The sequence below is a fragment of the Psychrobacter piscatorii genome, from assembly GCF_904846415.1.
Classification (GTDB): domain Bacteria; phylum Pseudomonadota; class Gammaproteobacteria; order Pseudomonadales; family Moraxellaceae; genus Psychrobacter; species Psychrobacter piscatorii.
The window spans coordinates 1-25,837 of sequence record NZ_CAJHAR010000022.1 but is presented as its reverse complement, the minus strand read 5'-3'; the positions used below and the strand labels follow the sequence as shown (position 1 = coordinate 25,837).

The 25,837-nt window shown below is 44.9% G+C and carries 27 protein-coding genes; 13 read left to right on the top strand and 14 right to left on the bottom strand.

The features are described 5' to 3' along the window. Nucleotides 1–891, top strand: coding sequence for a LysR family transcriptional regulator (locus JMX83_RS10340; protein WP_201601410.1), 891 nt, complete (start codon nt 1–3; stop codon nt 889–891). A 248-nt stretch (nt 892–1,139) separates the two neighbouring features. Here the strand turns inward: JMX83_RS10340 and JMX83_RS10335 are convergent, their stop codons facing one another. From JMX83_RS10335 to JMX83_RS15250, 6 genes are all read right to left on the bottom strand, one after another. Continuing rightward, a complete protein-coding gene (locus JMX83_RS10335) occupies nt 1,140–1,358 on the bottom strand; it encodes a DUF4926 domain-containing protein (protein ID WP_193011768.1) in 219 nt (72 codons plus the stop codon). Between the two features lie 161 nt (nt 1,359–1,519). Then, nucleotides 1,520–1,804 (bottom strand): barstar family protein, encoded by a 285-nt coding sequence (locus tag JMX83_RS10330; protein ID WP_201601407.1) that lies wholly within the window; start codon nt 1,802–1,804, stop codon nt 1,520–1,522. A 232-nt stretch (nt 1,805–2,036) separates the two neighbouring features. Next, nucleotides 2,037–2,408: a fluoride efflux transporter CrcB gene (gene crcB / locus JMX83_RS10325; protein WP_201601404.1), complete on the bottom strand. Its 372-nt coding sequence runs from the start codon at nt 2,406–2,408 to the stop codon at nt 2,037–2,039. Between the two features lie 44 nt (nt 2,409–2,452). After that, nucleotides 2,453–3,490 carry a tRNA (adenosine(37)-N6)-threonylcarbamoyltransferase complex transferase subunit TsaD gene (gene tsaD / locus JMX83_RS10320; protein WP_201601401.1) on the bottom strand — a complete coding sequence of 346 codons (1,038 nt, stop codon included), beginning with the start codon at nt 3,488–3,490 and terminating at the stop codon, nt 2,453–2,455. A 221-nt stretch (nt 3,491–3,711) separates the two neighbouring features. Beyond that, nucleotides 3,712–4,209 carry a c-type cytochrome gene (locus JMX83_RS10315; protein ID WP_201601398.1) on the bottom strand — a complete coding sequence of 166 codons (498 nt, stop codon included), beginning with the start codon at nt 4,207–4,209 and terminating at the stop codon, nt 3,712–3,714. Between the two features lie 89 nt (nt 4,210–4,298). After that, complete coding sequence (locus JMX83_RS15250; protein ID WP_227675815.1) at nt 4,299–4,679, bottom strand: hypothetical protein; 381 nt, start codon at nt 4,677–4,679, stop codon at nt 4,299–4,301. 639 nt (nt 4,680–5,318) lie between these two features. On the opposite strand from JMX83_RS15250, the gene rpsU reads away from it, so the two are divergent. Both rpsU and JMX83_RS10300 read left to right on the top strand, forming a co-directional pair. Further along, nucleotides 5,319–5,534: a 30S ribosomal protein S21 gene (rpsU, locus tag JMX83_RS10305; protein WP_010195908.1), complete on the top strand. Its 216-nt coding sequence runs from the start codon at nt 5,319–5,321 to the stop codon at nt 5,532–5,534. Nucleotides 5,535–5,739: 205 nt separating this feature from the next. Beyond that, nucleotides 5,740–6,189, top strand: coding sequence for a GatB/YqeY domain-containing protein (locus tag JMX83_RS10300; protein ID WP_201601395.1), 450 nt, complete (start codon nt 5,740–5,742; stop codon nt 6,187–6,189). 103 nt (nt 6,190–6,292) lie between these two features. Here the strand turns inward: JMX83_RS10300 and JMX83_RS10295 are convergent, their stop codons facing one another. Next, nucleotides 6,293–7,987, bottom strand: a complete 1,695-nt coding sequence (locus tag JMX83_RS10295; RefSeq protein ID WP_227675814.1) for a M48 family metalloprotease — start codon at nt 7,985–7,987, stop codon at nt 6,293–6,295. A 319-nt stretch (nt 7,988–8,306) separates the two neighbouring features. Between JMX83_RS10295 and JMX83_RS10290 the strand changes: the two genes are divergently transcribed. From JMX83_RS10290 to thiS, 4 genes are all read left to right on the top strand, one after another. Further along, complete coding sequence (locus JMX83_RS10290) at nt 8,307–8,774, top strand: sulfurtransferase TusA family protein (protein WP_201601392.1); 468 nt, start codon at nt 8,307–8,309, stop codon at nt 8,772–8,774. 241 nt (nt 8,775–9,015) lie between these two features. Further along, nucleotides 9,016–9,879 carry an RNA polymerase sigma factor RpoH gene (gene rpoH, locus JMX83_RS10285; RefSeq protein WP_201601468.1) on the top strand — a complete coding sequence of 288 codons (864 nt, stop codon included), beginning with the start codon at nt 9,016–9,018 and terminating at the stop codon, nt 9,877–9,879. 24 nt (nt 9,880–9,903) lie between these two features. After that, entirely contained in the window at nt 9,904–10,278 is a 375-nt protein-coding gene (locus JMX83_RS10280) for a DUF423 domain-containing protein (protein ID WP_201601389.1), read from the top strand. A 148-nt stretch (nt 10,279–10,426) separates the two neighbouring features. Beyond that, nucleotides 10,427–10,627 (top strand): sulfur carrier protein ThiS, encoded by a 201-nt coding sequence (thiS, locus tag JMX83_RS10275; protein ID WP_201601386.1) that lies wholly within the window; start codon nt 10,427–10,429, stop codon nt 10,625–10,627. 228 nt (nt 10,628–10,855) lie between these two features. On the opposite strand, the gene hpf is transcribed toward thiS, so the two are convergent. Further along, nucleotides 10,856–11,236, bottom strand: a complete 381-nt coding sequence (gene hpf / locus JMX83_RS10270; RefSeq protein WP_075105727.1) for a ribosome hibernation-promoting factor, HPF/YfiA family — start codon at nt 11,234–11,236, stop codon at nt 10,856–10,858. Nucleotides 11,237–11,595: 359 nt separating this feature from the next. Further along, nucleotides 11,596–13,242 (bottom strand): RNA polymerase factor sigma-54, encoded by a 1,647-nt coding sequence (gene rpoN, locus JMX83_RS10265; protein ID WP_201601384.1) that lies wholly within the window; start codon nt 13,240–13,242, stop codon nt 11,596–11,598. 287 nt (nt 13,243–13,529) lie between these two features. Between rpoN and JMX83_RS10260 the strand changes: the two genes are divergently transcribed. Further along, complete coding sequence (locus JMX83_RS10260; protein ID WP_201601382.1) at nt 13,530–14,429, top strand: nitrilase-related carbon-nitrogen hydrolase; 900 nt, start codon at nt 13,530–13,532, stop codon at nt 14,427–14,429. A gap of 42 nt (nt 14,430–14,471) precedes the next feature. On the opposite strand, the gene JMX83_RS10255 is transcribed toward JMX83_RS10260, so the two are convergent. From JMX83_RS10255 to lptM, 4 genes are all read right to left on the bottom strand, one after another. Beyond that, nucleotides 14,472–15,497 carry a tyrosine recombinase XerC gene (locus tag JMX83_RS10255; protein ID WP_201601380.1) on the bottom strand — a complete coding sequence of 342 codons (1,026 nt, stop codon included), beginning with the start codon at nt 15,495–15,497 and terminating at the stop codon, nt 14,472–14,474. A 46-nt stretch (nt 15,498–15,543) separates the two neighbouring features. After that, the gene (gene dapF, locus JMX83_RS10250) at nt 15,544–16,431 is read right to left on the bottom strand and encodes a diaminopimelate epimerase (RefSeq protein ID WP_058025622.1); all 888 of its coding nucleotides are present in this window, start codon (nt 16,429–16,431) and stop codon (nt 15,544–15,546) included. 205 nt (nt 16,432–16,636) lie between these two features. Next, nucleotides 16,637–18,013, bottom strand: a complete 1,377-nt coding sequence (lysA, locus tag JMX83_RS10245; RefSeq protein ID WP_201601378.1) for a diaminopimelate decarboxylase — start codon at nt 18,011–18,013, stop codon at nt 16,637–16,639. 46 nt (nt 18,014–18,059) lie between these two features. Next, a complete protein-coding gene (gene lptM / locus JMX83_RS10240) occupies nt 18,060–18,374 on the bottom strand; it encodes an LPS translocon maturation chaperone LptM (protein WP_201601376.1) in 315 nt (104 codons plus the stop codon). A 722-nt stretch (nt 18,375–19,096) separates the two neighbouring features. Here lptM and JMX83_RS10235 point away from each other — a divergent pair. The 5 genes from JMX83_RS10235 to JMX83_RS10215 all read left to right on the top strand — a co-directional run bounded on the left by JMX83_RS10235 (nt 19,097) and on the right by JMX83_RS10215 (nt 25,126). Beyond that, nucleotides 19,097–20,329, top strand: coding sequence for an acetate/propionate family kinase (locus JMX83_RS10235; protein WP_201601374.1), 1,233 nt, complete (start codon nt 19,097–19,099; stop codon nt 20,327–20,329). A 134-nt stretch (nt 20,330–20,463) separates the two neighbouring features. Beyond that, nucleotides 20,464–22,611: a phosphate acetyltransferase gene (gene pta, locus JMX83_RS10230; RefSeq protein WP_201601371.1), complete on the top strand. Its 2,148-nt coding sequence runs from the start codon at nt 20,464–20,466 to the stop codon at nt 22,609–22,611. Nucleotides 22,612–22,970: 359 nt separating this feature from the next. Further along, entirely contained in the window at nt 22,971–23,921 is a 951-nt protein-coding gene (locus JMX83_RS10225; protein WP_201601369.1) for a nicotinate-nicotinamide nucleotide adenylyltransferase, read from the top strand. Between the two features lie 131 nt (nt 23,922–24,052). After that, nucleotides 24,053–24,466 carry a ribosome silencing factor gene (gene rsfS / locus JMX83_RS10220; RefSeq protein WP_201601366.1) on the top strand — a complete coding sequence of 138 codons (414 nt, stop codon included), beginning with the start codon at nt 24,053–24,055 and terminating at the stop codon, nt 24,464–24,466. A 210-nt stretch (nt 24,467–24,676) separates the two neighbouring features. Beyond that, entirely contained in the window at nt 24,677–25,126 is a 450-nt protein-coding gene (locus tag JMX83_RS10215; protein ID WP_320157664.1) for an MOSC domain-containing protein, read from the top strand. A 1-nt stretch (nt 25,127) separates the two neighbouring features. Here JMX83_RS10215 and JMX83_RS10210 read toward each other — a convergent pair. Further along, nucleotides 25,128–25,837, bottom strand: a 710-nt coding sequence (locus JMX83_RS10210) for an IS3 family transposase (protein ID WP_201601363.1), incomplete at its 5' end; no start/stop codon positions are given.

The window sequence follows — 25,837 nt, the reverse complement described above, 5'->3', positions numbered from 1 at the left end:
ATGCTTGAGCTTCGTCATCTTAATACATTAACCGCGCTACGAGCGCATGGTTCACTTGCAGCAGCGGCCGATGAGCTACACGTCACTGCTTCGGCCGTTTCGCATCAATTGAAAGAGCTAGAGAACTATTACGACATCAGCTTAGTCAATCGTCGAACTCGCCCGCTCAGCTTCACGCCAGCGGGTAAAACCGTATTGGCATTGGCAGATAGTATTTTGCCGCAAGTGACCCGTACCAAATCCAACCTCAAACGCTTAGCACACGGTCAAGCAGGACGATTGCGACTGGCATCAGAGTGCCATAGCTGTTTTGATTGGCTCATGCCGATACTCAATCACTATCGACGTGAATGGTCAGATGTCGAGCTGGATTTTGCCACAGGCTTTGAGCCTGAGCCGCATCATCTATTGATGGAGGGCGATATCGACCTGCTCATCACTACCAGTGATTTACCGATCGATGGTATCAGCTATCAGCCATTGTTTGAGTATGAGAGTCGCTTGGTGCTGTCGCCAACACATGATTTGGCAGCACAGGAATTTATTGAACCAGATGATTTGACCAACGAGACATTAATTGCCTATCCGGTAGAAGCCAAGCGTCTCGATATCATTGCCAACTTTATGACACCAGCACAAGTGAGCTTTGAGAGTGTTCGTACCACAGAGCTGACCGCGATGCTGATTCAGTTGGTTGCCAGTGAACGCGGTGTGGCAGCGTTGCCTGATTGGGTGGTTGCTGAATATGAGAGAAAAGGTTGGGTCGTCTCGCGACCACTAGGAGAGGGTGTGCATTGTCAGCTATACGCCGCGACGCGTACCTCAAGTAAAGATACAGCATACATGCAAGGGTTTGCGAATTTATTGGAAGGGATCGTAAAGCCAGTTTAATACTCCACTGCTTATTACATTTTTTGGTTATAAAATACTGTCCGCTTTCTTACGTTGTGGTAGGCGTTAGGAAAACTGATGGTTCCCTAGTGAGGACTTGAATCTTCGGCTATAGCCCACGTGATTCCAATGGATATAGATTTTATATTGAATCAATGTACATCTGAGTGTACTGAATGAGCTTGGCTTAATGGTTTTTTGACTAGGTTATCAGGTAGTCATCAATAGTCAGGACAATTCACCGTTAACTATTCGACATATGTTTCAGTGCTGGCAACCCAATAAAGGCTCATGTCTTCTTCTTTTAGAGATGCCATTTCAGTTGTACGGCCTTCATTATCAATAAACTCAATTAAGTACATAGGGGGATTTTGATCAAAAATATGTACTACAGTACCCAAATGACCTGCTCTGATATCGTCTTGAATATTTTTTGATACCTTAATAACATCGTTTATATTCAACATACTGCTAAGCCTTATATTTAATAACGTCTGTTATGGGAACGTGTTTGGTGCGCTATACAGGCATCGAACTATGAGTTGTATGCCTAATATCTATAGTGTTTTATTAACAACTTTGATTTTTCACTACCTTATTTCTGATTGTTGTAAGATAGCTAGCAGAACTACATTAAGGTATAAGTAAATTTTTCTTCCAAGTTGAATTGCTCGTCCTGGTTTTTAACTTTTTCGAGAATAAAAACTATCTCTTCAAAGCAACTCAGCTTTTCTTTTGAAGTAGTTGAATTGAACCATATTAAATTAATAGGTCTCTCTACACCCCCGCTTAATAGATCCCATAATGCATCAAGATTCTTACCATAGTAGAGCTCCACATCAAATTGCCGCGCAATTTCTTTATGAAATTCTAACTCAGTCAATATTTTATCGCCGTGAATTTCAATATTCATAATTATTTCCAATATACGTTACTCAGTAGAACAGTATTATTAAAAAGCTCTCGGCATCTATTATAAGAGTTTTTTTAATTAGAATATAAGAATGTCTAGGCGGTCTATTTCAGGTATACCCCAACAGAAACAGCTATTTCACCCTTCAAACCTATTAACAGACCACTTAAAACAGACTGATATAATGGAACCACTTATAACAGTCTATTAAACGATTAATATCTACTAATGACTACAAAACCAACTTAAAGAAATAAAAACCAATTGCGGTTGCCAATAATGTCATCCCCACATGCAAGCCTATGAGCGCTAAGCCTGCCAGTAGCCGCCCATCATGAATAAAACTAAATACTTCTGCACTGAACGTACTAAAGGTAGTTAACCCACCCAAAAAGCCAGTAATCACAAAGACACGCACATGATCAGATAGATTGCTTCCCATACGTTCAAACCACACCAGCGCAAGCCCAATTAGAAGCCCGCCCAGTATGTTAGCGCTCAGAGTCCCAAGTGGTACCCAACTATTTAAAGCATTGAAACGCGATAGCCACGCGCGCAGGCAAGCACCGAATGCTGCTCCCAGACCAATAGCAAGCCACTGCATAGACTGTCCTTAGTTCGTATAAATTTGTTGGACAAAAGGCTCAATTATACGGCTGGTAACTCTGTCATTGGCCAGCGCGGAACACAGCTAACGTCCAAGTCATCAGACTGTCCTGCCTGCAAACGCTCAAACCCTGCATAAGCAATCATCGCGCCATTGTCTGTACACAGCGCGGGCGGTGCATAGTGGACCGTCGCATTGATCTTAGCCAGCTCCGCCTCTAGCATCTCGCGCAGATGCGTATTGGCACTGACGCCGCCTGCAATGACCAGACGGCTCATATCTGCTTGCTTGAGTGCTTTGACACATTTTTTCACTAAGGTATCGACCACTGCATGTTGGAAGCTGGCGGCGATATCCGCGCGAATTTGCGGATCGCTATCAGAGCCATCAGTGTCTTTGATCAAGTTATGTACCGCTGTTTTCATACCACTAAATGAAAAGTCCAAACCTCGATGAAGCATCGGTCTTGGCAGTGCGTAAGCATCAGGGTTGCCAGCTTCTGCCAGTTTAGCAATATTAGGGCCACCGGGATAAGGTAAGCCCAGCATCTTGGCCGCTTTATCAAAGCACTCACCCGCCGCGTCATCGATCGACTCACCCAATATCTCATACTGCCCAACGCCATGTGCGGCAATAAGTAACGTGTGACCGCCAGAGACTAACAGCGAGACAAATGGGAAAGCGGGTGGATTGGCACCCATAAGCGGCGCGAGCAAGTGACCTTCCATATGATGAATACCAATGGCAGGAATATCCAAACCATAGGCTAAGCTACGCCCAAATAATGCGCCAGTCATTAACGCACCAATTAGCCCTGGACCTTTGGTATAGGCAATCGCATCGATCTCGATTTTTTTCATGTTGCACTGCTCAAGTAGCTCGTTGAGTAATGGCACAAGCTTACGAATATGATCGCGACTGGCAAGCTCAGGTACAACGCCGCCATAGAGCGCATGCAGCTCAATCTGTGAGTACAGTACTTGCCCAACTAACCCTTGGTTATCACTATTAATCTGCTCGCTATCAAAAATCGCTAGCCCCGTCTCATCACAAGAGGTCTCTAAACCCAATACCTTCATACTTTTGCCTTTATGCTTTGATTTTCGGACTATTTTTCGCCGCGTTTTTATTGTATATCACTTTAACATTTTGAATAGCGAATCAAATCCGCTTCGTACAGCCAGTCATATTGTCAAAGTTGATAGTAATAAAAAACGTGCATAAAAAAACCGCCATTGTCAGTCACAATGACGGTCAGTTTAACAAATTTCAATGACTGATATCGTCTATATATACCGTATCAGCTTACTGACGCGAGCATATAATCAACAGCGGCTTTGACTTGTGCCTCACTGACACCATCTACCGCCTGTGCTGGCATTTTATTAAAGCCCTTAGCAGAGTGCATATATAGTGTCTCTTTATCTTTGGTCAAACGAGTCGCCCAAGAGGCTGTGTCACCATATTTCGGCGCATTCAATAAACCTGCTGTATGGCAAACCTTACAGTTTGACTCGTAAAGTTTAGCACCAGCATCTGCAGCGAGCATTTCAGGCTCAGCGGCAGTTTCTTCTTCAACTACCATGTCGGTAGACTCAGGTTCAACTATAGGCTCAGGCACCGTAGCTTCGGATTTTGTTGCAACTATTTCTTCAACACTCGTAGCAGCAGGTTCGTTGGCTGCGGTAGACGCTTCCGTAGTCGCGTTATCACCACTACAAGCGCTCAATACTAATAACACACTCAGACTGATGACAGATAAGCTCAGTCTTTTTATGTGCTGCTGTATATCAATCATGACCTTACCTTTATTTGATGCGTCTGTGGCCAAATTTTTTGTAGCAGTTCATAGACTCGCAATATTATATTACGAGTCTAATTGAAGGCTTACTCAGCAGGTGTTGCAGCGGCATCTTCAGGTGTTGCCATATCGGCGCTGTCAGTGGCAGCAGGCGCAGCCGCGGTATCAGCACTATCCGCTTGGGTATCGCCTGTTATTTCTTGCTCAACACTCATCGCTTCAGATTCAGTCGCACCTGCTTCATCAGCTGCCGTCGCATTGTCTGCCACTGCAGTTGCAGAAGTCTCTGGAAACTCCATGTCTTCTGCTTCAGGGGCATTTACGCGTGCTAGCTCAGCCGCTTCATCTACCATATCGATCGCCAATACTTCTTCATGCTCTTCGCCGCCGCTACAAGCACTCACGCCCGCACCCAACGCCACGATAAAAGCTGTGCTCAACACCGTATTCAATACTGTTTTTCTCATTCCAACATCCTCAATAAAATACGCACAAAACGGTTCATAGGCTTACTAGGGTCTATTTGATATTCAAATGTGGTGCTGGCAGTCACTATTTTTTAGACAATATGCAGTGAAATTGTTGACGCCTAGTCATTCTAGGTTAAACCATTTCGCCATATATTGGCAAAAAAGAGTACTGCCCTGAAAGGCTGATGCTAAAATCACCCCAACCGTCGTTGAAAACCTAGCTAAGGTCTCGACATTATCGTCGGTTTTCGCCTAGTTTGGTGCCATTTTAGCCATCAGCAGCCCTAACATTTGAATATCAAACAGACCCTATAATATGGGAAATATCATAGCATAAACTCCCACTAAACCGTTATAGACCGTAGGGACTTTTTATTGATACTAAGCTTTGTGCTTTAACTCCACCTAAAACCTGACAGCTTAGCTTGAATACTTTTTAAACAAAGTATAAATAGACAATAAACCGTTAAAATCATTGACTTTGTTGATATTTTTTATTAAAATACTTGCCCTTACGCCAATGCGTGAGAATTGTCCTAGTTTGAGCTGATGCCAGTAATCTTGAGATATTACGGCTAAATACTAACACACAGCCAAACTAATGCCCTTATATCTCATCCTAATCGAGGAGTCTTCATGCCTGCAGTTAAGGTTAAAGAAAACGAACCAGTTGATATCGCTATCCGTCGTTTCAAGCGCGCTTGTGAAAAAGCTGGTGTATTATCAGACGTACGTAAGCGTGAGTTTTATGAAAAACCAACGCAAGTACGTAAGCGCAAAAAAGCTGCTGCCGTAAAGCGTTATAAGAAGAAGTTACAACGCGAAACTATTCGTACTACTCGTATGTACTAATCAACAATCTGATTAGTTAAGTACAAGTGCTACACTAACGCCACTGTTATCCATCGATATCAGTGGCGTTTTTTATGCTACAATTTTCGTTGTTACTGCTGACGCATTTTTTTATCAAAGCCCGCTCTCAGCAGGTTTTATCCCAAAAAACTTATTAAACAGTACCCAACAAATAGCATTTAACAAACGAATAAGGATAATAGCAGTGAGCCAACTTAAACAGACGTTATCAGACAACATCAAAGTTTCAATGAAAGCTCGTGAGCTTGAGCGTGTTAAAATACTGCGCAACGTACAATCAGTGGTCAAACAAATTGAGATTGATCGTCAAACAGAGCTTGATGACGCGCAAGTATTAGAAGTGCTACAAAAGCAGCTCAAACAACGTCAAGAGTCGCTCACTATTTTTACTGAAAATGGCCGTGATGATTTGGCGACCAAAGAGCAGTTTGAAATTGATATTATCAATGAGTTTATGCCGCAGCAAATGAGTCATGATGAAATCATGGCATTGGTCAACGCTGAAATCGCAGAGCAAGGTGCCACTTCTATGCGTGATATGGGCAGCGTGATGGGTGTACTGAAAAACAAGACCGCTGGTCGCGCTGATCCTGCATTGATCTCTAAAATGGTTAAAGACGCGCTACAAGGCTAATTTTTCGTTTTGGGTAGCAAATGGCATATGAGCTGCTATTACTGAGAATGATGTCGTCAAGCGCACCCACTATTGTGCGAAAAACTGACTATTTACAAACCGCCTAAAGCTCAAAGTCTTTGGCGGTTTTTATTGCTTTGATTTCTGCATTGATATTGGCTAGCAACGGGCGCGCACTATTGCTTTGTGCTGTGGCTTGCAGGTTTTCCGTCAATTGCTTTGCTTGCGTTAGTGATGTCAATGCACTCTCATAGCGGCCATTCCAAAGTTGATCGTAGCTTCGATAACGCAATGCGTTAATCGTTGCAATATTAGCCAGTTGTGGTGACGTTGCAGTTTTAGCGAGCTTTTCATTAGCAAGCTGCAAACTTTGCCATGCGTAGCGATCGCTTGGTTGTTGCTCTGTGAGTGGTTTTAGCAGTGCTTGTGCCCTTGATGGCTGATTGCTATTGGTCAGTGCTTCTGCCAAATACAGACGTAAGTCACGGCGCTCAGGATACAGACGCTGCTGACCCTCTAAAATATCTGCAGCTTGTTGCCATTTGCCTTGTTCACTTAAAAGCTGACTATGAGTAATCGATAGCAAAGGTTCTAGGCTTTGACGCTGCGTATTTGGGAGTTTATTTATCTCAGCCAATACCTCATTAGCCTCTTTGATGCGCTGCTGTTCTCCATACCAGCTCACTAAGGCAAGCTTGGCACCCAGACTATTTTTAGCAGCGGTTGTGAGCGTCACTTCAGAAGCATGTTTGCCAGTAGTTTGTACACGCCAATAGAGCAAATCAAACAAGGCTTGATGGCGCTGCTGCTGGCTCAATGACAGTGTGGGATACTGCCCAGCACGGCTCTGCGACTCACTCAGTCGCTCATCACTGAGTGGGTGCGAGCGCACAAAGCTTGGTAAAAAGCGATTTTCAACCTGATTGAGCTGGCTTTGTTGATTCATCGTGGCAAAAAACCGTGGCATTGCCCGAGGGTCATAGCCTGCCTGAGTCATGATTTGCATCCCTACTCGGTCGGCCTCGCGCTCGTTGTTACGGCTAAAAGCCATGCTGCTATTCATAGAGGCTGTCTGGCTACCCGCCATTACAGCCGCCGCCGCATCACCATCGACTGCTGATGCGGCAATCGCAGCCAACATACCGCCTACTTGCATCAGTAAGGCTTTTTTGCGCTCGTCTGCGCTGTGTTCATAGTGCCGTTGACTGATGTGCGCGACTTCATGGGCGATGACACTTGCCAGCTCATCCATACTTTTGGCGGCCAATATCGTCCCTGTATTGATCCCGATGACTCCGCCAGGTGCGGCAAAAGCATTGATGCTAGGATTATCAAGAATAACTAAGCCAAGTGGTGCTTGCTGACGGGCTTGTGCATTGAGTCGCCATGTCATGTCTTTTACCGTCTCTTGCACCCAAGGGTCGTGCTCCATTTTGACCCGACCATTGATGTTCTGTAATGACCACTCACCCAGCATTTTGTTTTGATACTGCTCAGCAAAGCTCAGTCCTTGCCCGCGCAAATTGGGTAACTCTAACGATTGTGACTCTACCGTTTGCCATGAATGATTGGCAAATGGCATAGCTTGGCTATCATCACCATCCTTGCTATGAGCACTTGTGGCGATTACCAGCAGTGTCACTGACAGTCCGATTTTGATACCATTTGCAAAATATAAAACCACAGAGTTGTGGCTATCTGTTTGCCCAAATAGTTTAGATAGCGAGCTTTCCGTTAGCTTATTCATCGAATGGCTGGTGGCTTTAGTAAGTCGTGGCGGTCTATTAGTGTGGTACAAATTCGTATCCTATCAGATTGTTGACGACGTCTTTTTGACTATACGAGCTTGTTTGTATAAGGTCAATTCTACTATGTGCTTAGCTACCAATCACTCAGCCACCCGTCACGATTGTGCAACATGACTGTGTGATTCTAATGAACCGAACATGACGTTGATTATATTCAAATGCAATTATACATCGGCTATTTGGTATAATGGTTAAACACAATAATAGTAAGCTCATGGTTGTCGTAAATATATTGACGATATTCAAAAATAATTGTTAGAGCCTTTTTAATAAAGAAACCGAAATATTGATACTTGTAAGGTTTGTATTATGTCCGCTGATAGCCAATTACCCATCAAACGCGCATCACACTCTATTTACTTATCAGCGAGCTTATCCGATCCAGAGCAGCAAGAGATCAACCATCTGTTAGACTTGTTGCCAGTAGAGAATGGTGGCTCAGATATTGACACTGAGACCAAAACAGATAGAGAGCAACCTTTACTAAATATCAAGCGTTTCGTCGATGGTCGCGGGCTTGCATGTCCAATGCCGTTGTTGAAAACCAAAGTTGCGTTGCGTGATGTAGCCGCTGGTGAATCATTATATGTGGTCGCGACGGATCCCAACTCACAAGCTGATATCACAGCGTTTTGTCGTCAGAGTCAGCAAACACAGACAAACGACTACCTAGCGTTAATCGTAAACGAAGTTACTGATTTGTCAGGCAATAGCACATCATTGCAGCGTTTCGCTACAATATATCACTTCATCATTACCAAAACTGATAGCAACTAAACGCTGCTGTCCTTTACAATTACAACTATAGAGATTTTTATCTGACTATTTGCTTAACTATTTAACCAAGGTCAAGAATATGGCTACTACTACTTCTGATGCTGCGAATGCGAATAAAAAAGACAGCACAGCTCCTATAAAAAACGATGCGCGCGATGCTGCACTAAAGGCAGCTGCGCAGCGCCCACCCTATGACGCCAGTACGTTAGGCAATACCAGTACGCGTGATTTGGTGCCAGCAATGCCAACCCATTTGTCAGCGCCAGGGGTCAATTTGGGTGCGTATATCAATACTGTTCATCAAATCCCTATCTTGACTACTGTACAAGAGCAAGAACTCGCCCATCGCTATTATGATGAAGGCGATGTCGAAGCAGCACGTCTGCTGGTGATGTCGCATCTGCGTTTTGTCATTCATATTGCACGTAGCTACTCAGGTTATGGACTACCACAAGCTGACCTAATTCAAGAAGGTAATCTTGGATTGATGAAAGCAGTCAAACGCTTTGATCCCAATAAGGGTGTGCGCTTGGTGTCTTTTGCCGTACATTGGATCAAAGCTGAAATTCACGAATTTGTCATCCGTAACTGGCGTATCGTAAAAGTCGCGACCACCAAAGCCCATCGCAAGTTATTTTTTAACTTACGCAGCTTAAAGAAAACCAATAATCAGCTCACACTAGAAGAAGCAGACGCGATTGCCAAAGACTTGAACGTTACGCGCAAGCAAGTGCTAGAGATGGAGTCACGCCTGACTTCTTATGATGCCTCATTTGAAGCGCAGTCAAGTGACGATGATGATGGTCGTTATGCACCGCAGCTGTTTTTGGAAGATGGTATCGATCCTGCTGAGCAGTTGGAAGAAGAAGACTGGGAAGAAAACAACTCGTCAGCATTGATCGCTGCTATGGGAACATTAGACGACCGTTCACGCGATATCGTCGAGCAGCGCTGGCTCTCTGAGCAAAAATCTACTTTGCACGAGCTGGCAGCAGTTTACTCTATCTCGGCTGAGCGTGTCCGTCAGATCGAAAAAAACGCGATGGACAAAATCCGCGATGCCATGACCATTGATAGCGTGATCTTGCCAGATGACATTCAGTAGCTCTAAAAGAATACGAGTTTTGCCATGCTAAATTGGATCGGTATTGCCGCCATTAATATGGCTATTGCTGTCGCTTTGGGCGCATTTGGTGCTCATGGTTTAGAGAATATTGTCAGCGCACAACAGCTTGAATGGTGGCATACCGCGACGCTGTATTTGTTCATACATGCGCTGGGTCTATTAGTTGTGGGCTTACTGATACGCTTAAAATATACCACTCAAACTACGGCTTGGTTATTGCAAATCGGTATTATTATATTTGCTGGTAGTCTGTATGCCATGACGCTTGGAGCACCGCGCTGGTTTGGCGCGATTACGCCCATTGGCGGGGTTCTTATGATTTCAGGTTGGTTATGGCTTGCTATCTCTACATTTCGACTTAAGAACTCAATGGATTAATCCATTCTACTCATACCTGCCGAAAGTTGATTGATATTATGAGTATAGATAAAAATAAGTCGCCCATAAGATTCAAAGCAGCTATATTGCGGTTAATATAAGAGGACGGCTGATACAAGGAATCTCAAATTATTAAGGAGGATTTTATATGAGTACCATTAGCGTCAATGGTAAAAACTTACAAACCACCCATCAGACAGTGCAGTTGGTCATCAATGAACTTGGACTCAGTCAAGGACGCTATGCCGTCGAAGTAGATGGTGACCTGATACCAAAGAGTGAACTGGCTCAATTGCGTATTGAAGAGGGTATGAATATAGAAGTCGTACAGGCTGTGGGCGGAGGCTAACTTTTTATATTTCAGTCTGTCATTAGCTTTTATGTTTTATGAAGTCCTGACCGCAGTATTAAAGACATACTAAAGAAGACCTCAACGTATCAAACGTTTGAGGTCTTTTTTCTTTTGTGGATCATCAATGAATGAAATAGCTGTTTGTCAAATTTCTTATTTTTTAGCTTGTTCAGACGCTCTTGATAATCTGATTGCCCACTTAATTAACGTGATTCAAACGTATGATTAAGCTGCTGGTACTGCTTCAGCAGGAGTGGTGTCTTGATAGCGCTCATCACGCCCAGCACCCTGAGTCTTTTTGCGCTCTTGACGGGTTTTGTACTTACGTACTTGTCTATCAAGTTTGTCTGCCATCTCGTTAATGGCTTTATACATATCATCTTCTAATGCTTGGACAAACATTTCTTGACCTGAGACGCGCATAATTGCTTCAGCTTTATGGCTTTTTTTACCGCCATCATTTGCGCCACTATTGTCTAGCGATAATATCACTTTAATACTCTGTATCTGATCAAAGTGTCGCTCTACTTTTTCAAGCTTTTCACGAACTGCTGTGTCCATAGCTTCGGTAACACTGATATGGTGACCACTGATAGAAACATTCATATTATTGTCCTTGTATTTGTAACTTACATTCAACAGATGAAGTCGCATTCCTGCTCTTATCATCCTGCCTTACCAATAATTTATCTAATGCCTCTAGTAACATTTCGACGTATCCTTTTATCGTCTCCTTTATTCATTATAAGTAAATACTATAGATTGGCACTTAGATTTCGTTGTTGGTATGACTCTAATTTGTCATGAAAGACAGATAGTAGCAAGACGTTAAATTGTAATTAAGTGTAACAATACCTGTTGTTTCTATCATGTTTCTATATAATCAAAAAATTTTATTTTTTATATCTTGACACAGAAATATTCATAATTACTCAATGTATTTATAGATAACTGTATTTAAACGATTAATACTTCTGTTTGCGCTGAGTGGATGAACCTATATTCATGGCTTCACGATATTTGGCAACAGTTCTTCTGGCAATATCGATACCGTCTGCCAATAATTCTTTTTGAATACGGCTATCCGAGAGCGGTTTTTTGGGATCTTCATCAGCGATTAGCTTTTTAATCATGGCACTAATGGCCGTTGATGAGATATCGCCATCCGAACTGCTGACGTGAGAAGAAAAAAAGTGCTTTAGTGAAAATAGTCCTTGCGGTGTCAAAATCGTCTTACTGGTAGTGAGGCGTGAGACGGTGGACTCGTGTAGATCCACTTCTTCTGCAATTGCTTTTAGAATAAGTGGTTGCATAGCCGTCGCGCCGTGCTGCAAAAACTCCTGCTGATAACGCACGATACTGGTTGCTACTTTTAATAGGTTTTGATTGCGCTCTTCGATACTGCGGATAAAGAGGCGCGCATCGGTGAGGTTTTCGCGTAGATATTGGTTGTCCGGGCTGTCATCACCGCGTTTGACTAAATTGGCATATTCTTGGTTTACTCGCAGCTTCGGCAAGGTGTCAGGATTGAGGCGTACATGCCAACCATCTTCTAGTGCCTCAGCATTGGTAGTGGCTTTACGACTCCTAATGGGTGTGACTAACACATCTGGAATATCGTAACTGTCGGGCTGCTGGGTATAATCAGGCTGGTTGATCTGAAAGAGTAATCCGGGTGAAGGGTTTAAGGTGCGTAGTAAGGTAAGCGCAGGGGTGATTTTCTCAGGGGCAAGTCCTGTCCGTTCAGTAAGCGCTTTGATATTGTTACTGACTAAATGCTCGCCCGCCGTTAGCAGCGCTTTTGCTTCTTTGAGATATTGAGTATTGGCGTCTAGCTTGGACAGCTGAATCGCTAGACACTCACTCAAGTGACGTGCGCCAACGCCAATCGGATCGCAAGATTGGATCATACGCAATACGGCCATGACCTCGTCGTACTCAACGCGTTCATCCCACTGATAAAAGTTGGCCATGGTATCAAAGCTCTGTAGCAACTCATCGATATCAATTCGTATGAATCCCATGTCATCCATAGAGTCCATCAAATACTCTGCAATCAGGGTGTCTGCTTCTGATAGACGCTTAAAGTTGAGCTGCCAGCGTACGTGATCTTGGATAATCGACGAAGTACCGCCCTGATAACTATCAAAATCCTCATCGCCTCTGTTATTGCCTGCGCCTGTTGATGTCGAAGCGTAATTATCTTTATCAAAGCTGCTAGCATCGAAGCTATCAGTGTCAAAACTGCTGTCACTATCCATCGCCCCATCATCAATACTAGATTGCTGCAGTTTCTCCCAGCTGTCAGTGCTATCGTCACCATAGTCTGCATGGTTATCAGATCCTGCGCTAGATGCGTCATTGCTGCTTTGGTTCCAGCTATCAAGTGTTAATGACTCGCTTAGCTCATCTGCTCTATCGTCACGGTTATTCTCGTACTCGTCATCATCTTCTTCGATACGTTCAAGCAGCGGATTACTATCCAGCTTGGCTTGAACCTCTTGTGCGAGCTCAAGACTAGAGAGCTGCAGCAATTTAATGGCTTGCTGCATTTGCGGTGTCAGTTTTTGTGAGGTGCTTAGCGTGCTCGCCAATCCGAATGACATACTCATGGGCGGCTTATTACACTCCAATTTTGGTGATATTATATTTATTTTGCCAATTGAGGCCGTGACATAACCTGATCAGGACATGACGATAGCATTTTTTGTGACAATTTTGCTACGATAATTTATATTCTACCCAGATACGATTGGTATGTTTCTTATATAAACCTATCATTTTTATCTCAATAGCCAACCAATAAATATGAATGGCCTGTTCACGATCATCAAAATTTTATTATAAAAATAACATAATGAGCGACCATCAATACTCAACATTTACGGAGAATATTGTCATGCATGACCAAACAAATATCCCTCAATTTACCACAGCTGCGATTCAAATGAACAGCCAGCAAGACATCGATAGCAATTTAGCGAATATAGAAGCGGCGATCATTGATGCCAAATCGCAAGGTGCTGAACTCGTTGTCGTACCTGAAAACTGCTGTAGCATGGGCCAACAGTTTGCGACTGCAGAGCGTTTTGACGCGCTATCAGCGACGATGGCAGAGTATGCCCGCACTCATAATATATATCTACTGGCAGGCTCACTGCCTTGCCCTTATCGGCCTGATGGCATGGTCGTTCCTGATGGTCGGCTACGCCAAGTCAGTCAGTTGTTTGCACCAGATGGGACGCGAGTGGCACGCTACGACAAGATCCATCTGTTTACCGCGACCGTGGCCGACAAGCAAGGCAGCTACAATGAAGCGGCGACGTTTGAGCCGGGCACGCAAACAGTGGTTGCGCCTCTTGAATCCGGCGACGCTGTCTATCAGTTAGGTATGATGGTCTGTTTTGATTTGCGCTTTCCTGCTCTAGCGCAGCGCTTACGTCAAGCAGGTGCTGACATATTAAGTGCACCGTCTGCTTTTACTTATCTGACTGGACAAGCGCATTGGTCGCTGTTGTTACAGGCACGTGCTTTGGACAGTCAGTGTATGGTGATTGGGGCAGCACAGGGCGGCGATCATGCATATAAAGATGGCAATACTCGCCAGACGTGGGGACATACCGCCATTACTGCTTTTGATGGTAGCGTTATTGCGAGCCATGATAGTAGTGAGCTAAATCTGTCTACGACATCTGACGTAGATAAAGGATACGCCATCGTCATGGCATCATTAGACAAGCAAGCTCAAGTGCAAGGTCGACAGAAACTACCTATCTTTGATTGCCATCGTTTGGCGTAGTTTAGGAAGTAACATAGATTACTTAAACCGTAAATGACTTAATTAGGTAGGGTTTTCATCATTTTGAGTGTGGGTGGCTCGTGGATGGGCGCGATCATAGACTTGTGTTAATTTGGCAAAATCAACGTGGGTATAAATTTGCGTAGTACTGATATCGCTATGTCCTAACATCTCTTGCACAGCACGCAAGTCACCACTACCTGACAGCATGTGTGAGGCAAAGCAATGACGCAGTAGATGTGGATACATGTTTTGCGCGATACCTGCGCGAGTCGCAGCAACTTTTAAACGCTGCTGTACTGCTCGCGTCGATAGTCTGGTGCCGAGCTTTTCGCTAATGAACAAGGCACTGTCCATCTGCTCAACCCATAGATTGCGATGCGGTAGATAGCGCGTTATCGCCTCTGCTGCCTTTGCACCTAATGGTACTAAGCGGGTCTTATTACCCTTACCAGTGACTCGGACCCGTAAATCAGACAAGTCCACATCAGCCATATCAAGTGCGACCAACTCGCCAACACGTAGACCACTACTATAAAGCAGCTCAAACATGGCTTTATCACGCAACCACAGGCGCGCTTGCTCTGGCGTGTCGGGGATTTGTTGATCCAATAATTGCGTCAATAAATCCACATCAGCAATCGAAGGTAATGGTCTAGGGCTACGCTTGAGCTGATAGCCGGTCGTTGGATTGATACGCGCCAAATCCTCCTCTATGAGCCAACCATAAAAATGCCGAATCGCTGACAGCTCTTGCTGAACGCTAGCAAGCGCAAGCTTATCTTCATCGAGACGCTGACTGATATGCTGAGCCAGTTGGCGCTTATCACAACGCGTCCACGTCAATCGCTTACCACGTAAAAACAGCGCAAGTTGGTTTAAGCCAGCAAAATAAGCGGTCAGCGTATGCGGCGAATGGTTGCGCACAGACAGCGTATTGAGCCAACGATGGACAGGTGCTAATAACGCTCGTAGCGCGGCATCTGACTCTATATTTACCGCCAGCTCAGCTGATAGCCAAGGTGCCGTTTGCGTTGTCTGACCGTCTTGATGAGTGGACATAACCATATCAGAAGCACCCATGTTATTGATATCATTTGTCTAACGACAGATATCAGCCTTCAGAACTTGGCTTAATACCTGCTTGCGCCATCAAACCATCTGGACTAAAGACTCCTTCATAAACAAAAGCAGTCGGACCCGTCATCATAACTGAATAGCCAGGCTGCCACTTGATGATCATGCTGCCACCATAGAGCTGCGCGCGTACTTCTTCGCCTTCATCGAGCCAGCCCTCTCTTATACCAACTGCAACTGCGGCACAGGCGCCCGTGCCGCAGGCTTGCGTTTCGCCAACACCGCGCTCATACACACGCAGACGTATATGACGCTGGTTCATCACTTGCATAAAGCCCACGTTGACGCGATCTGGAAATGCTGGATGAGATTCAATGGCCTTGCCCAACGTCTCAACTTCGGCGTCCAGCACGTCATCGACTTTGATAACAGCATGTGGGTTGCCCATATTGGCGACATATAGCTGCACAGGCGTGCCATTTACATCGAGGTGATAAGTGTTTTGGATTTTGGTCGTGGCTCTTGGGCTAAAGGGTATCTCATTTGGCTCAAACTTGGGCTTACCCATGTCGACTTCTACCCAACCAAACCGATCAGTGGTCAAAGAGATAATGCCACTCGCCGTCTCAACCCGTAGACGCTGCTTAAATGACAGCTTGCGCGCTTGGACAAAACGGGCGAAACAGCGCGCACCATTGCCGCATTGCTCCACCTCGGTGCCATCCGTGTTAAAAATACGGTAACTAAAATCAACATCGGGGCGCATCGGTGGCTCGACCACAAGCAATTGATCAAAGCCAATACCTAGGTGACGATCTCCCAATAACTCTACCAACTCCTTGGTCAAATCTAGGCGCTGGGTCACCAAATCGATAACCATAAAATCATTGCCCAGCCCATGCATTTTAGTAAATTCTATTAGCATATCTTTGATGTCCTATCCTATTTTTATGTATGGCTTATATTAGCACGCTGTCAGATACAATCATAATTATCACCGCTATCAAATACCAACTTATCGTTATACCTCAAACTCGATATATGCCATTCGAGTTTGCCATAAAAAACCCACCGTTATCATCACGGTGGGTTTTATTTATTATGCAAAAACAGTGTCAGTGTTGGCGCTTTTATTTATCCTGCCACAGTATTTCGTCAGCATATAAGGCTTCAACCGTTTCACGTTTACGGATGAGCTGATGGTTATCACCTGATACCATCACTTCGCTCGCACGCGGACGCGAGTTGTAGTTACTACTCATGGTAAAGCCATAAGCACCCGCGCCTGTCATAGCCAGCACATCACCTTCAGCAAGTGATAGTAAGCGGTCTTTTGCTAAGAAATCCCCTGTCTCACAAATCGCGCCAACGATGTCCCACGGCTTTGTACCATTTGTATCCATGCCATCGCTCGGCAGTGTACTTGGAATCACAGCCATTTCAGCTTGATATAAAGCAGGACGAATCAAGTCGTTCATCGCAGCATCGACGATCGCAAAGTTTTTGTGCTCAGTCGGCTTGAGTACATCGACTTGCGTCAATAGCACACCAGCATTGGCAACGATACTACGACCCGGCTCAAAGAATACAGTCAAACCAAGCTCACTAAGCTTTGGTAATAAAGCCTCGGCAAACTCATCGATAGACACAGGCGTCTCATCAATATAACGCACGCCTAGACCGCCACCCAAATCAATGTGACGCAGCTCAATACCATGATCACGCAGGCTATGTATCAGCTCAATGACTTTGTCTAATGCGGCGACAAACGGCGCGACTTCAGTCAGCTGCGAACCAATGTGACAATCAATACCAACGATATCAATATGCGATAAATTCGCCGCTTGCTGATAGACCGCTAGAGCGTCTTCGTGGGTAATACCGAACTTGTTGTCTTTAAGACCCGTTGAGATATACGGATGCGTCTTGGCATCAACATTTGGATTGACGCGCAATGAGATTGGCGCACGCTTATCAAGTGCTACCGCTACCTCGTTGATTAAGGTCAACTCACTGACTGACTCAACATTAAAACAGCCAATACCTTGGGTCAGTGCGTATTCGATATCACTATATGTTTTGCCAACACCTGAGAATACAACGCGCGACGCCGCTCCGCCTGCAGCCAATACACGCATCAGCTCACCACGAGAGACGATGTCAAACCCAGCGCCTGCCTGCGCAAGCACCCCAAGCACTGCAAGATTCGAGTTTGCTTTTACCGCGTAGCATACCTGATGATTGAGACTGGCGAAGCTATCGGTATAGGCTTTATAAACATCCAGTATCGCCTGCTTTGAGTAGACATAGCATGGCGTACCATATTGTTTTGCCAACGCATCAACACTGACCTGCTCCATATATAGTGCCTCGTCGCGATAGCTTAGCGCGGGCAGATGAGCGCTTAACGCTTTAGGATCAACATATAGACCTTGCTCAGTTTGGATAGTGACAGATTCGCCAGTGGCAAAATCGGTTACGTCAGCAGGTAGTTCAGAATGACTCATATAAACATCTCTAATATAATCAGGGTATCAAGGGTAAGAATAAAAGTTAATAATCGTTAGGATCCGTACTCGGCTCGGGCAGTATTTGCTGTTCATCTAGATAGTCATTTTTTTGATAGGTATCATCATCAATACCTGCAAAAGCGGCATCTTGTGGATGACTCGTACTATTTAGTACAGATTGGCTACCCTCTATCGTTTGGCTACTGGACTCTGGTAAGTACAAAGCGCCTTTTTGTCCGCAGCCTGACAACCCTACCATCATCGCACTGCCAATTACTAAAGTAGTAATGGCGCGGCGACTGGCAAGTCTCCATAAGGCGATATGCCCAGTTTCTGATGAGCGAAGTATAGTAGACATAGAGTGGATCACCTGTGAGCGTGTAGCGGTGTAAGTGCGATTAAAAATCGTAATAAATAAAGAGCGAAAAAGGCAGCCAAAGCATAGCCAATATCAAAGTTTTAATCATAGCATTATGACACAAAGCTGTACGCATACTGAACAGCATTGGCCAATAAATTTGGCTCATAGCGGGGATTGGTTTGATGCTTTCATCATAATTTACTGACGGTATCGCTTGATAATTTGCGCATAAAAACATATCTGATAGGTATTTAGACAATATTTCTTACAATTTTTGATATTCATAAGGTTGCTCTACAACAGCTAATAATCAATGGCTAAAGTACCTAGGAGCCACTAGCTATAACAGATGTACCAATATTTTGAACGCTTGATAGACACCAATTTTAAACCTTACCGTTATCGCGGTATAGCTACAAAAATATGTTACATTATACCGCGACCTTACGGCTATGATGAGGCGCAGGCCTGCGATTCGGCGGTACTGCTATATAGTAATAAGATACAACCATCAGCCTCAGTATGACTAAGATCAAGCATATACTTGTTTGATAGATCAGCATGGATATAGCTAATTTTGTGTTAAACACGATCAATCTATCACCACCTTAATATGAACACGATGCGATGTCAGTGTCATTTTTATCATAGTAATCTGACGATATGATGATTTTCTACCTACAAAAACCCACCTATAAAAACCAATCTAAGGATAGAGTATGAGCGCCAGCCTAACGACCACTTTTGATGACAAGAACTCTGAAACATCAACCCTGACCAGCCCAACTTTGGTTTTAAACTGTGGCTCGTCTTCCATCAAATACGCGTTGATTAGCGATGACAACTCTACTCGTATCACCGGTCTTGCCGAAAACTTAGGTCTTGATACGGCTCGTATCAAACACACGACCTTAAACGGTGAAAAACTTGAAATCTCTATCCCTGGTGGTCGCCATAAGCTGGCACTACAAAAAATCCTTGAGCTACTAGAGCAGTATCATTTCATCGCCGTCGGTCATCGTGTGGTACATGGTGGTCGCGAATATTCCAAAGCCGTTCGCGTTGACGAGCATGCATTGGCAGAAGTGAAACGTCTCAAAATACTAGCTCCGCTACACAACCCTGCAAACGCCCTAGGTATCGAAGCGGTTCAGGCGATCTATCCTGATATGCCTCAAGTGGTGGTGTTTGACACCGCTTTTCACCAAACCATGCCGCCCGTTGCTTTCCGTTATGCGCTACCAAAATACTTATATGAAGAACATAGAATCCGTCGCTATGGTTTTCATGGTACGTCTCACGCCTATGTCTCAGAGCGTGCCAGCCAAATCACCGAGGCAGAAGGCCCGCATGGTTGGTTGACCGCGCATTTGGGTAATGGTTGTTCAATCGCGGCGGTATACGATGGCAAAAGTCTCGATACTAGCATGGGTTTGACCCCGCTTGAGGGCCTCATGATGGGCACGCGTAGTGGCGATGTAGATCCTAGCTTGCACATGCATCTAAAACGCCAGCTCGATATGAGCTTAGAAGAGACCGACAAAATGCTCAATAATGACAGCGGTCTACTCGGCATCTCAGGACTGTCTAACGACTTGCGTACCATCGAGCAAGCAGCTAGTGAAGGTCACGAAGATGCGCAGCTCGCTATCGAGATGTTCTGCTATCGTGCTGGTAAATATCTGGCCAGTCTTAGCTGTGCGCTACCAGAGTTTACTGGTATTGTCTTTACTGGCGGTATCGGTGAAAACTCCGACATTACACGTACCAAAATTTTGGCAGTGATGCGTCATTTCGGTATCAAAATAGATGCTGAAAAAAATGCCAGTTTGGTTCGTGGTAAAGAAGGTAGCTTCCACGCAGATGACAGCAGTATCGAGCTATGGGTCGTCCCAACTGACGAAGAGTACCGTATTGCTCAAGAGACGCGTCAGGCATTGAATTTGATATAAGCGTGAAAGTGTTTGATACTCCATACCTATATACTTAACATTTGCTATAAAGCTATGGCGTACATACTCAGCACATTGCTCATTCTGCCAAGGGTGAATTGAACTTAATAATAAAATAAACCGTAGGATACATTATGCAGACCATTTTACTTGTTCCCATTAGCCGCGGTATCGGTGTGACATCAGCCGCGCTTGGCCTGATTCGCGCATTTGATTATAACGGTATCAAAGCGGGCTTTATGAAGCCGTTTTTGCAAGACGATACACTAGATAAGCAGCACAGCTTAGATAGCTCAAGTGCATTGACCATGCATGCCTTTGGACTAAAGCCGCCCAAATCGATCAGCCGTCAGCACGTCGAGCGGATGCTAGGCGACGGCAATCTTGATGATTTGATGGAAGAAGTGATTGCCAATTATCATACGATTGATGATGGCCCTGATGTCATCATCTGTGAAGGTCTGGTGCCGACCACTGAGACCTCTTACGCCTCACAAATCAACCGTGCGCTTGCCCATGCTTTAGATGCCAAGATTATATTTGTCAGTACGGCTGATATCAGCAAGCCTGCCTATTTAGCAGACAAGCTAGATGTGCATGCTCGCGAGTTCGGCGGTGTCATGGATGCGCGTACGCTTGGCGTGATATTGATGCGGGTACAAGACGTACCCAATACCTTTGAGAATCAACCAGTCGCTCCGGGTGAGGCGGTCGTCAGCTTAGATCCAACCTTTTTGCAAGAAGTGCAGCGCCTATCGCCTTCGTTCAATACTGATGCGTTTCGCCTTATCGGTGTCGTTCCTTTTAGCGATTCGTTATCAGTGCCGCGCACATGGGATATTGCCACAGAGCTGGATGCTACTTGGCTCAATGTCGGTGAAGCAAAAACACGTCGTATCAATCGTATCAGTCTAACGGCGCGCTCAGTAGCACGTGTCAACGAAGTCTTTAAGCGCGGTACGTTAATGGTGGTGCCTGGTGACCGCGATGATTTATTGCTGGCTGCTGGGTTGGCCTGTATTAATGGGATTCCATTGGCAGGTCTGGTACTCACTGGCGGTATCACCCCAAGCAAAACGGTCGCTGAGCTTTGGCAATCAGCGCTCAAAACTGGCATCCCTGTCATGAGTGTCGAGAGCGACAGCTATCAGACGGTGCAGAGCTTGATGCATATGAGTTCTGAGATTCCAAGTGATGATACTGAGCGTGCGGAAGAAGTAGCGCGTTATGTCGCTGCCCATTTGGATTTGAGCTGGATTAAAGAATACTTTAGCCGTAATCATGAACCGCGCTTGTCCCCATCTGCGTTTCGCCACCAGCTGGTCAAAAAATCACAGCACGCCAAAAAACGTATCGTATTGCCAGAAGGTTCTGAGCCACGTACTGTCGAAGCGGCCTGTATCTGTCAGAGCCGCGGTATTGCCAACTGCGTACTGCTGGCCAAGCGTAGCGATGTCGAGCAAGTCGCCAAAAATCGCGATTTGACGTTGCCAGAAGGTCTAGAAATCATCGACCCCGACACCCTTGATATGAGCAAATATATCGCTGCCGTCGTGGAGCGCCGTAAAGGTAAAACTGGCGCGGACGTCGCCGCTGAATATCTAAAAGATACGGTGTATCTTGGCACCATCATGCTACAGCTAGATGAGGTCGACGGTCTGGTCTCAGGTGCGATTCATACCACTGCCAATACCGTACGCCCAGCGTTTCAATTAATCAAAACCGCACCGCAGTACTCGCTCGTATCATCCGTGTTCTTTATGCTGTTGCCTGAGCAAGTGGTTGTCTATGGTGACTGTGCGATTAATCCTGATCCGAATGCTGAAGAGTTGGCTGAAATTGCTATCCAATCGGCACAGTCCGCTGCTGCCTTTGGTATCGATCCAAAAGTCGCGATGATCAGCTATTCTACGGGCTCATCAGGCGCAGGTGCTGATGTCGAAAAAGTCGCTCGTGCCACTCAAATCGTCCGTGAGCGTGCGCCAAACCTCAAGGTCGATGGCCCACTACAATATGATGCCGCCTCGGTCATGAGTGTGGGCAAACAAAAAGCGCCTGACTCTCCTGTCGCAGGTCAAGCCAACGTCTTTATTTTCCCTGATCTCAATACAGGTAACACCACGTATAAAGCAGTGCAGCGTAGCGCCAATGTCATCAGCGTTGGACCAATGCTTCAAGGCTTAAACAAACCAGTCAATGATCTATCACGTGGCGCGCTCGTTGATGATATCGTCTATACCATCGCGCTAACCGCTATCCAAGCGTATAGCGACCTGATTTAATCGCTGTCATACTTGTTAATTAAAGTCCTTTATATCGCCGACTATCGTCATGATGGTCGGTTTTTTATTGGTGCTGTGGTGGTATAGTCAAAGCATCTCAAAAACGATACGGTACTGCTAATATCAATTTTTGCAGCCTCTGTCTGCGCAGGCACAGCAAGCAAAAAAATTGATTTAGCAGTGCATAATGTAGCGGTATTAATTTTCACTGACTATAGGTGGTGATAGATAGTGATGACAGATACTCGCCCGCCCTCTACAATAGCGCTATGATTCAGTTAATATAAAAAGGTTAGCGGATAAAAGAGTAAGGTGTATTGATACCAACAGATACTTCATCTCTTTTTACGCATTTATTTATGCCAAATACGAGTAATAATAGTCACGAACAGACCTCTGCCCCTGCCATCCGTGCCTATCTTGGCGGCTCGTTTGATCCGGTACATAATGGTCATTTAGAAGTGGCTATACACGTCTATCAGGACTTATTACCAATCGCAAAGCAGCAAAACTGCCCCTTACACGTTTCTTTATTACCCAATGCACGCTCGCCATTTAAGGCGCAAAGCACAGATCCTGCTCATCGCCTAGCCATGTTGCAGCTCGCAACGCAAGACACACCGATACAAATCAATGAGCTAGAGCTATGGCAAGCGCCGCCTGTCTATACGATTGATAGTGTGCGTGCACTCAGACAGCAGTACCCTCATGATTGTTTAATTTTTATCATGGGTATGGACAGCGCGCGCAGTTTGGATAAATGGAAGGATGGATTACAACTGACGGACTATGTCAATCTGTGGGTGTTTAATCGTGAGGATAGCGATCATATTAATGATGGAGTTTCTGACAATGCGACATCATTTGAAAACCCTATAGCGGCCTCGCAATATCTGGCAACCTTACAAACGCAACTGCCGCGACTTTTACAACCACACGTAACCAACTCACCGATTGAGCTATTAACCCCAATTGCTCGATGCTTGGTAGATAGCACGGAAGACGATAGCTCAAAAACAAATAGCCTTGACATAAATAGCACTGACTTGAAAAGCGCTATGAAAGGACGCATTTATATAGATACGCGACCGATCACTGCCGTATCAAGCACTCAAATACGCGAGCAACTACAAATATTGGGCAATAAAACAAATAAAATGCCCGTCACTGAGAGGCAAATCGCATCTATCGCACCAATAAATGATATTATGAGCAATACTCACCCCAATTCATTAGCTAAATGGCTTAATCCTGCCGTTTATCACTATATTATCGCCCATCAGCTATATTCTGCTGCTCAATTCCGTTAAAATCGCCTTATCTATGTCATTTTGCCTATCCTGTCTCTATACGTGACTGACGACATATGATCAGTCGAATCAGACAAATTGACGTTTTACCCCTTTATTTTTAATAGTTACGATTGAAGAGATTAAAATTTATGATCAACACCATGACCGAAGAACGCTTAACCGTGTGCTTGAACCTTGTACAAAGCGCGCTAGATGATATGAAAGCAAAGAACATCACTGTAATGAATGTAGAAGACTTAACTGACGTCACCGAACGTATCGTCATTGCTGATGGTACCTCAAAACGTCATGTACGCGCGATGGCGGATAGCGTCGGCGCTGAAGCCAAACAAGCAGGCTTTATGCCACTTGGCCGTGAAGGCGGTATCGACTCTGACTGGACTTTGATTGACTTGGGCGCGGTTGTTGTCCATATCATGACCCCGCAAGCGCGTGAGTTCTATGACTTAGAGGGCCTATGGTCATCACCGGATCAGTTGGCTGAACTGGTCGCCACACCGCGTGAAAAGAAAACCGCTGGTCGTCGCAACAAGAACAAATAAGATTATTGAGTACAATAATCGCGTCATACTAAAAGCATAAGACCAAAAGACCAGAATTGTTATTCTGGTCTTTTTTTGTGCCGATATTTAGACATATCTGCAATGATAAACAGCCATTAGAATGGATAATTGTCGGATAGATTGTTATCATCCTTATCACTATTGCTGCGCAAATTTTGTCCTGCTCTCACGTATCATTAAGGATTGCCCATGTCTGCTACTCACCGCTCAAATTCTGAGATTAACCTACCCTTGCATGTGGCAAACTTAGTATGTGTCCGCGCGGGCAAAGCCATGCCTTTCACTCGTGAAGAAATGAGTGCCATTGATAAAGCGCCCATTACAGCACCCGTCGCCGTCAATTTTATGGGATTGACCACTGACGAGCAAGCCGATCGCAAACATCATGGCGGCCCACTCAAAGCGGTGCATCAACTGCCAACGGCCACGTACGAAAAAATCAATACAGAGTTTGACCTAAAAGTACGCGTCGGTACGCTCGGTGAAAATCTTACTACTGAAACCGTTGATGGCTTTCCTGAGATGGATGAGTCTAACGTCTGTATTGGCGATGTTTATCAGTATGGCGACGACAAAATAAACGGTGAAGATAGCGTACAACTGAACCGCCCCGACTATATCGGAGAGTGGATTGCTTGAGTCAGGCAGCTTTGTCTGACTCACAAAGACTATCATAGTATCGTCTCTCAAACTCAAAAGGCGACACATAACTAATCGTACTATGAATGCGAGTTTTGTTAAACCAGTCCACCCATTCTAGGGTTGCTAATTCAACATCGTTCACACCTTGCCACTGCTGTTTTAAATATTCAATCACCTCCGTTTTATAAAGTCCGTTAACCGTTTCAGCCAACGCATTATCGTATGAATCACCTGTCGTGCCAACAGATGCAATGACGCCAGAATCAGCCATCTTATCAGTATAGCGAATTGATAAGTACTGAACGCCGCGATCACTATGATGAATGACATCTTTAGGATGGTTTCTGTCTGCAATGGCTTGGTTTAGTGCTGCCATCACCATATCAGTGTTCATACGATCTGATACTTTCCAGCCAACGATAGCGCGAGCAAATACATCAATGATAAAGGCGGTATATACCCAGCCACTCAGTGTCTTTATATAGGTAAAATCAGCAACCCATAGTTGGTTAGGGCGATGGGCATTAAAGTTACGATTAACCAAATCATCAGCACGCTTTTGATCGTCACGAGACTTAGTCGTTATCTTACCTTTACCTCGCCAAACACCCTGCATGCCATGCTGCCGCATTAACCGCTCTACAGTGCAGCGTGCAGGATGTATACCCTCTGCTTTCAACTGTTTCCAGACTTTACGAGTACCATAAC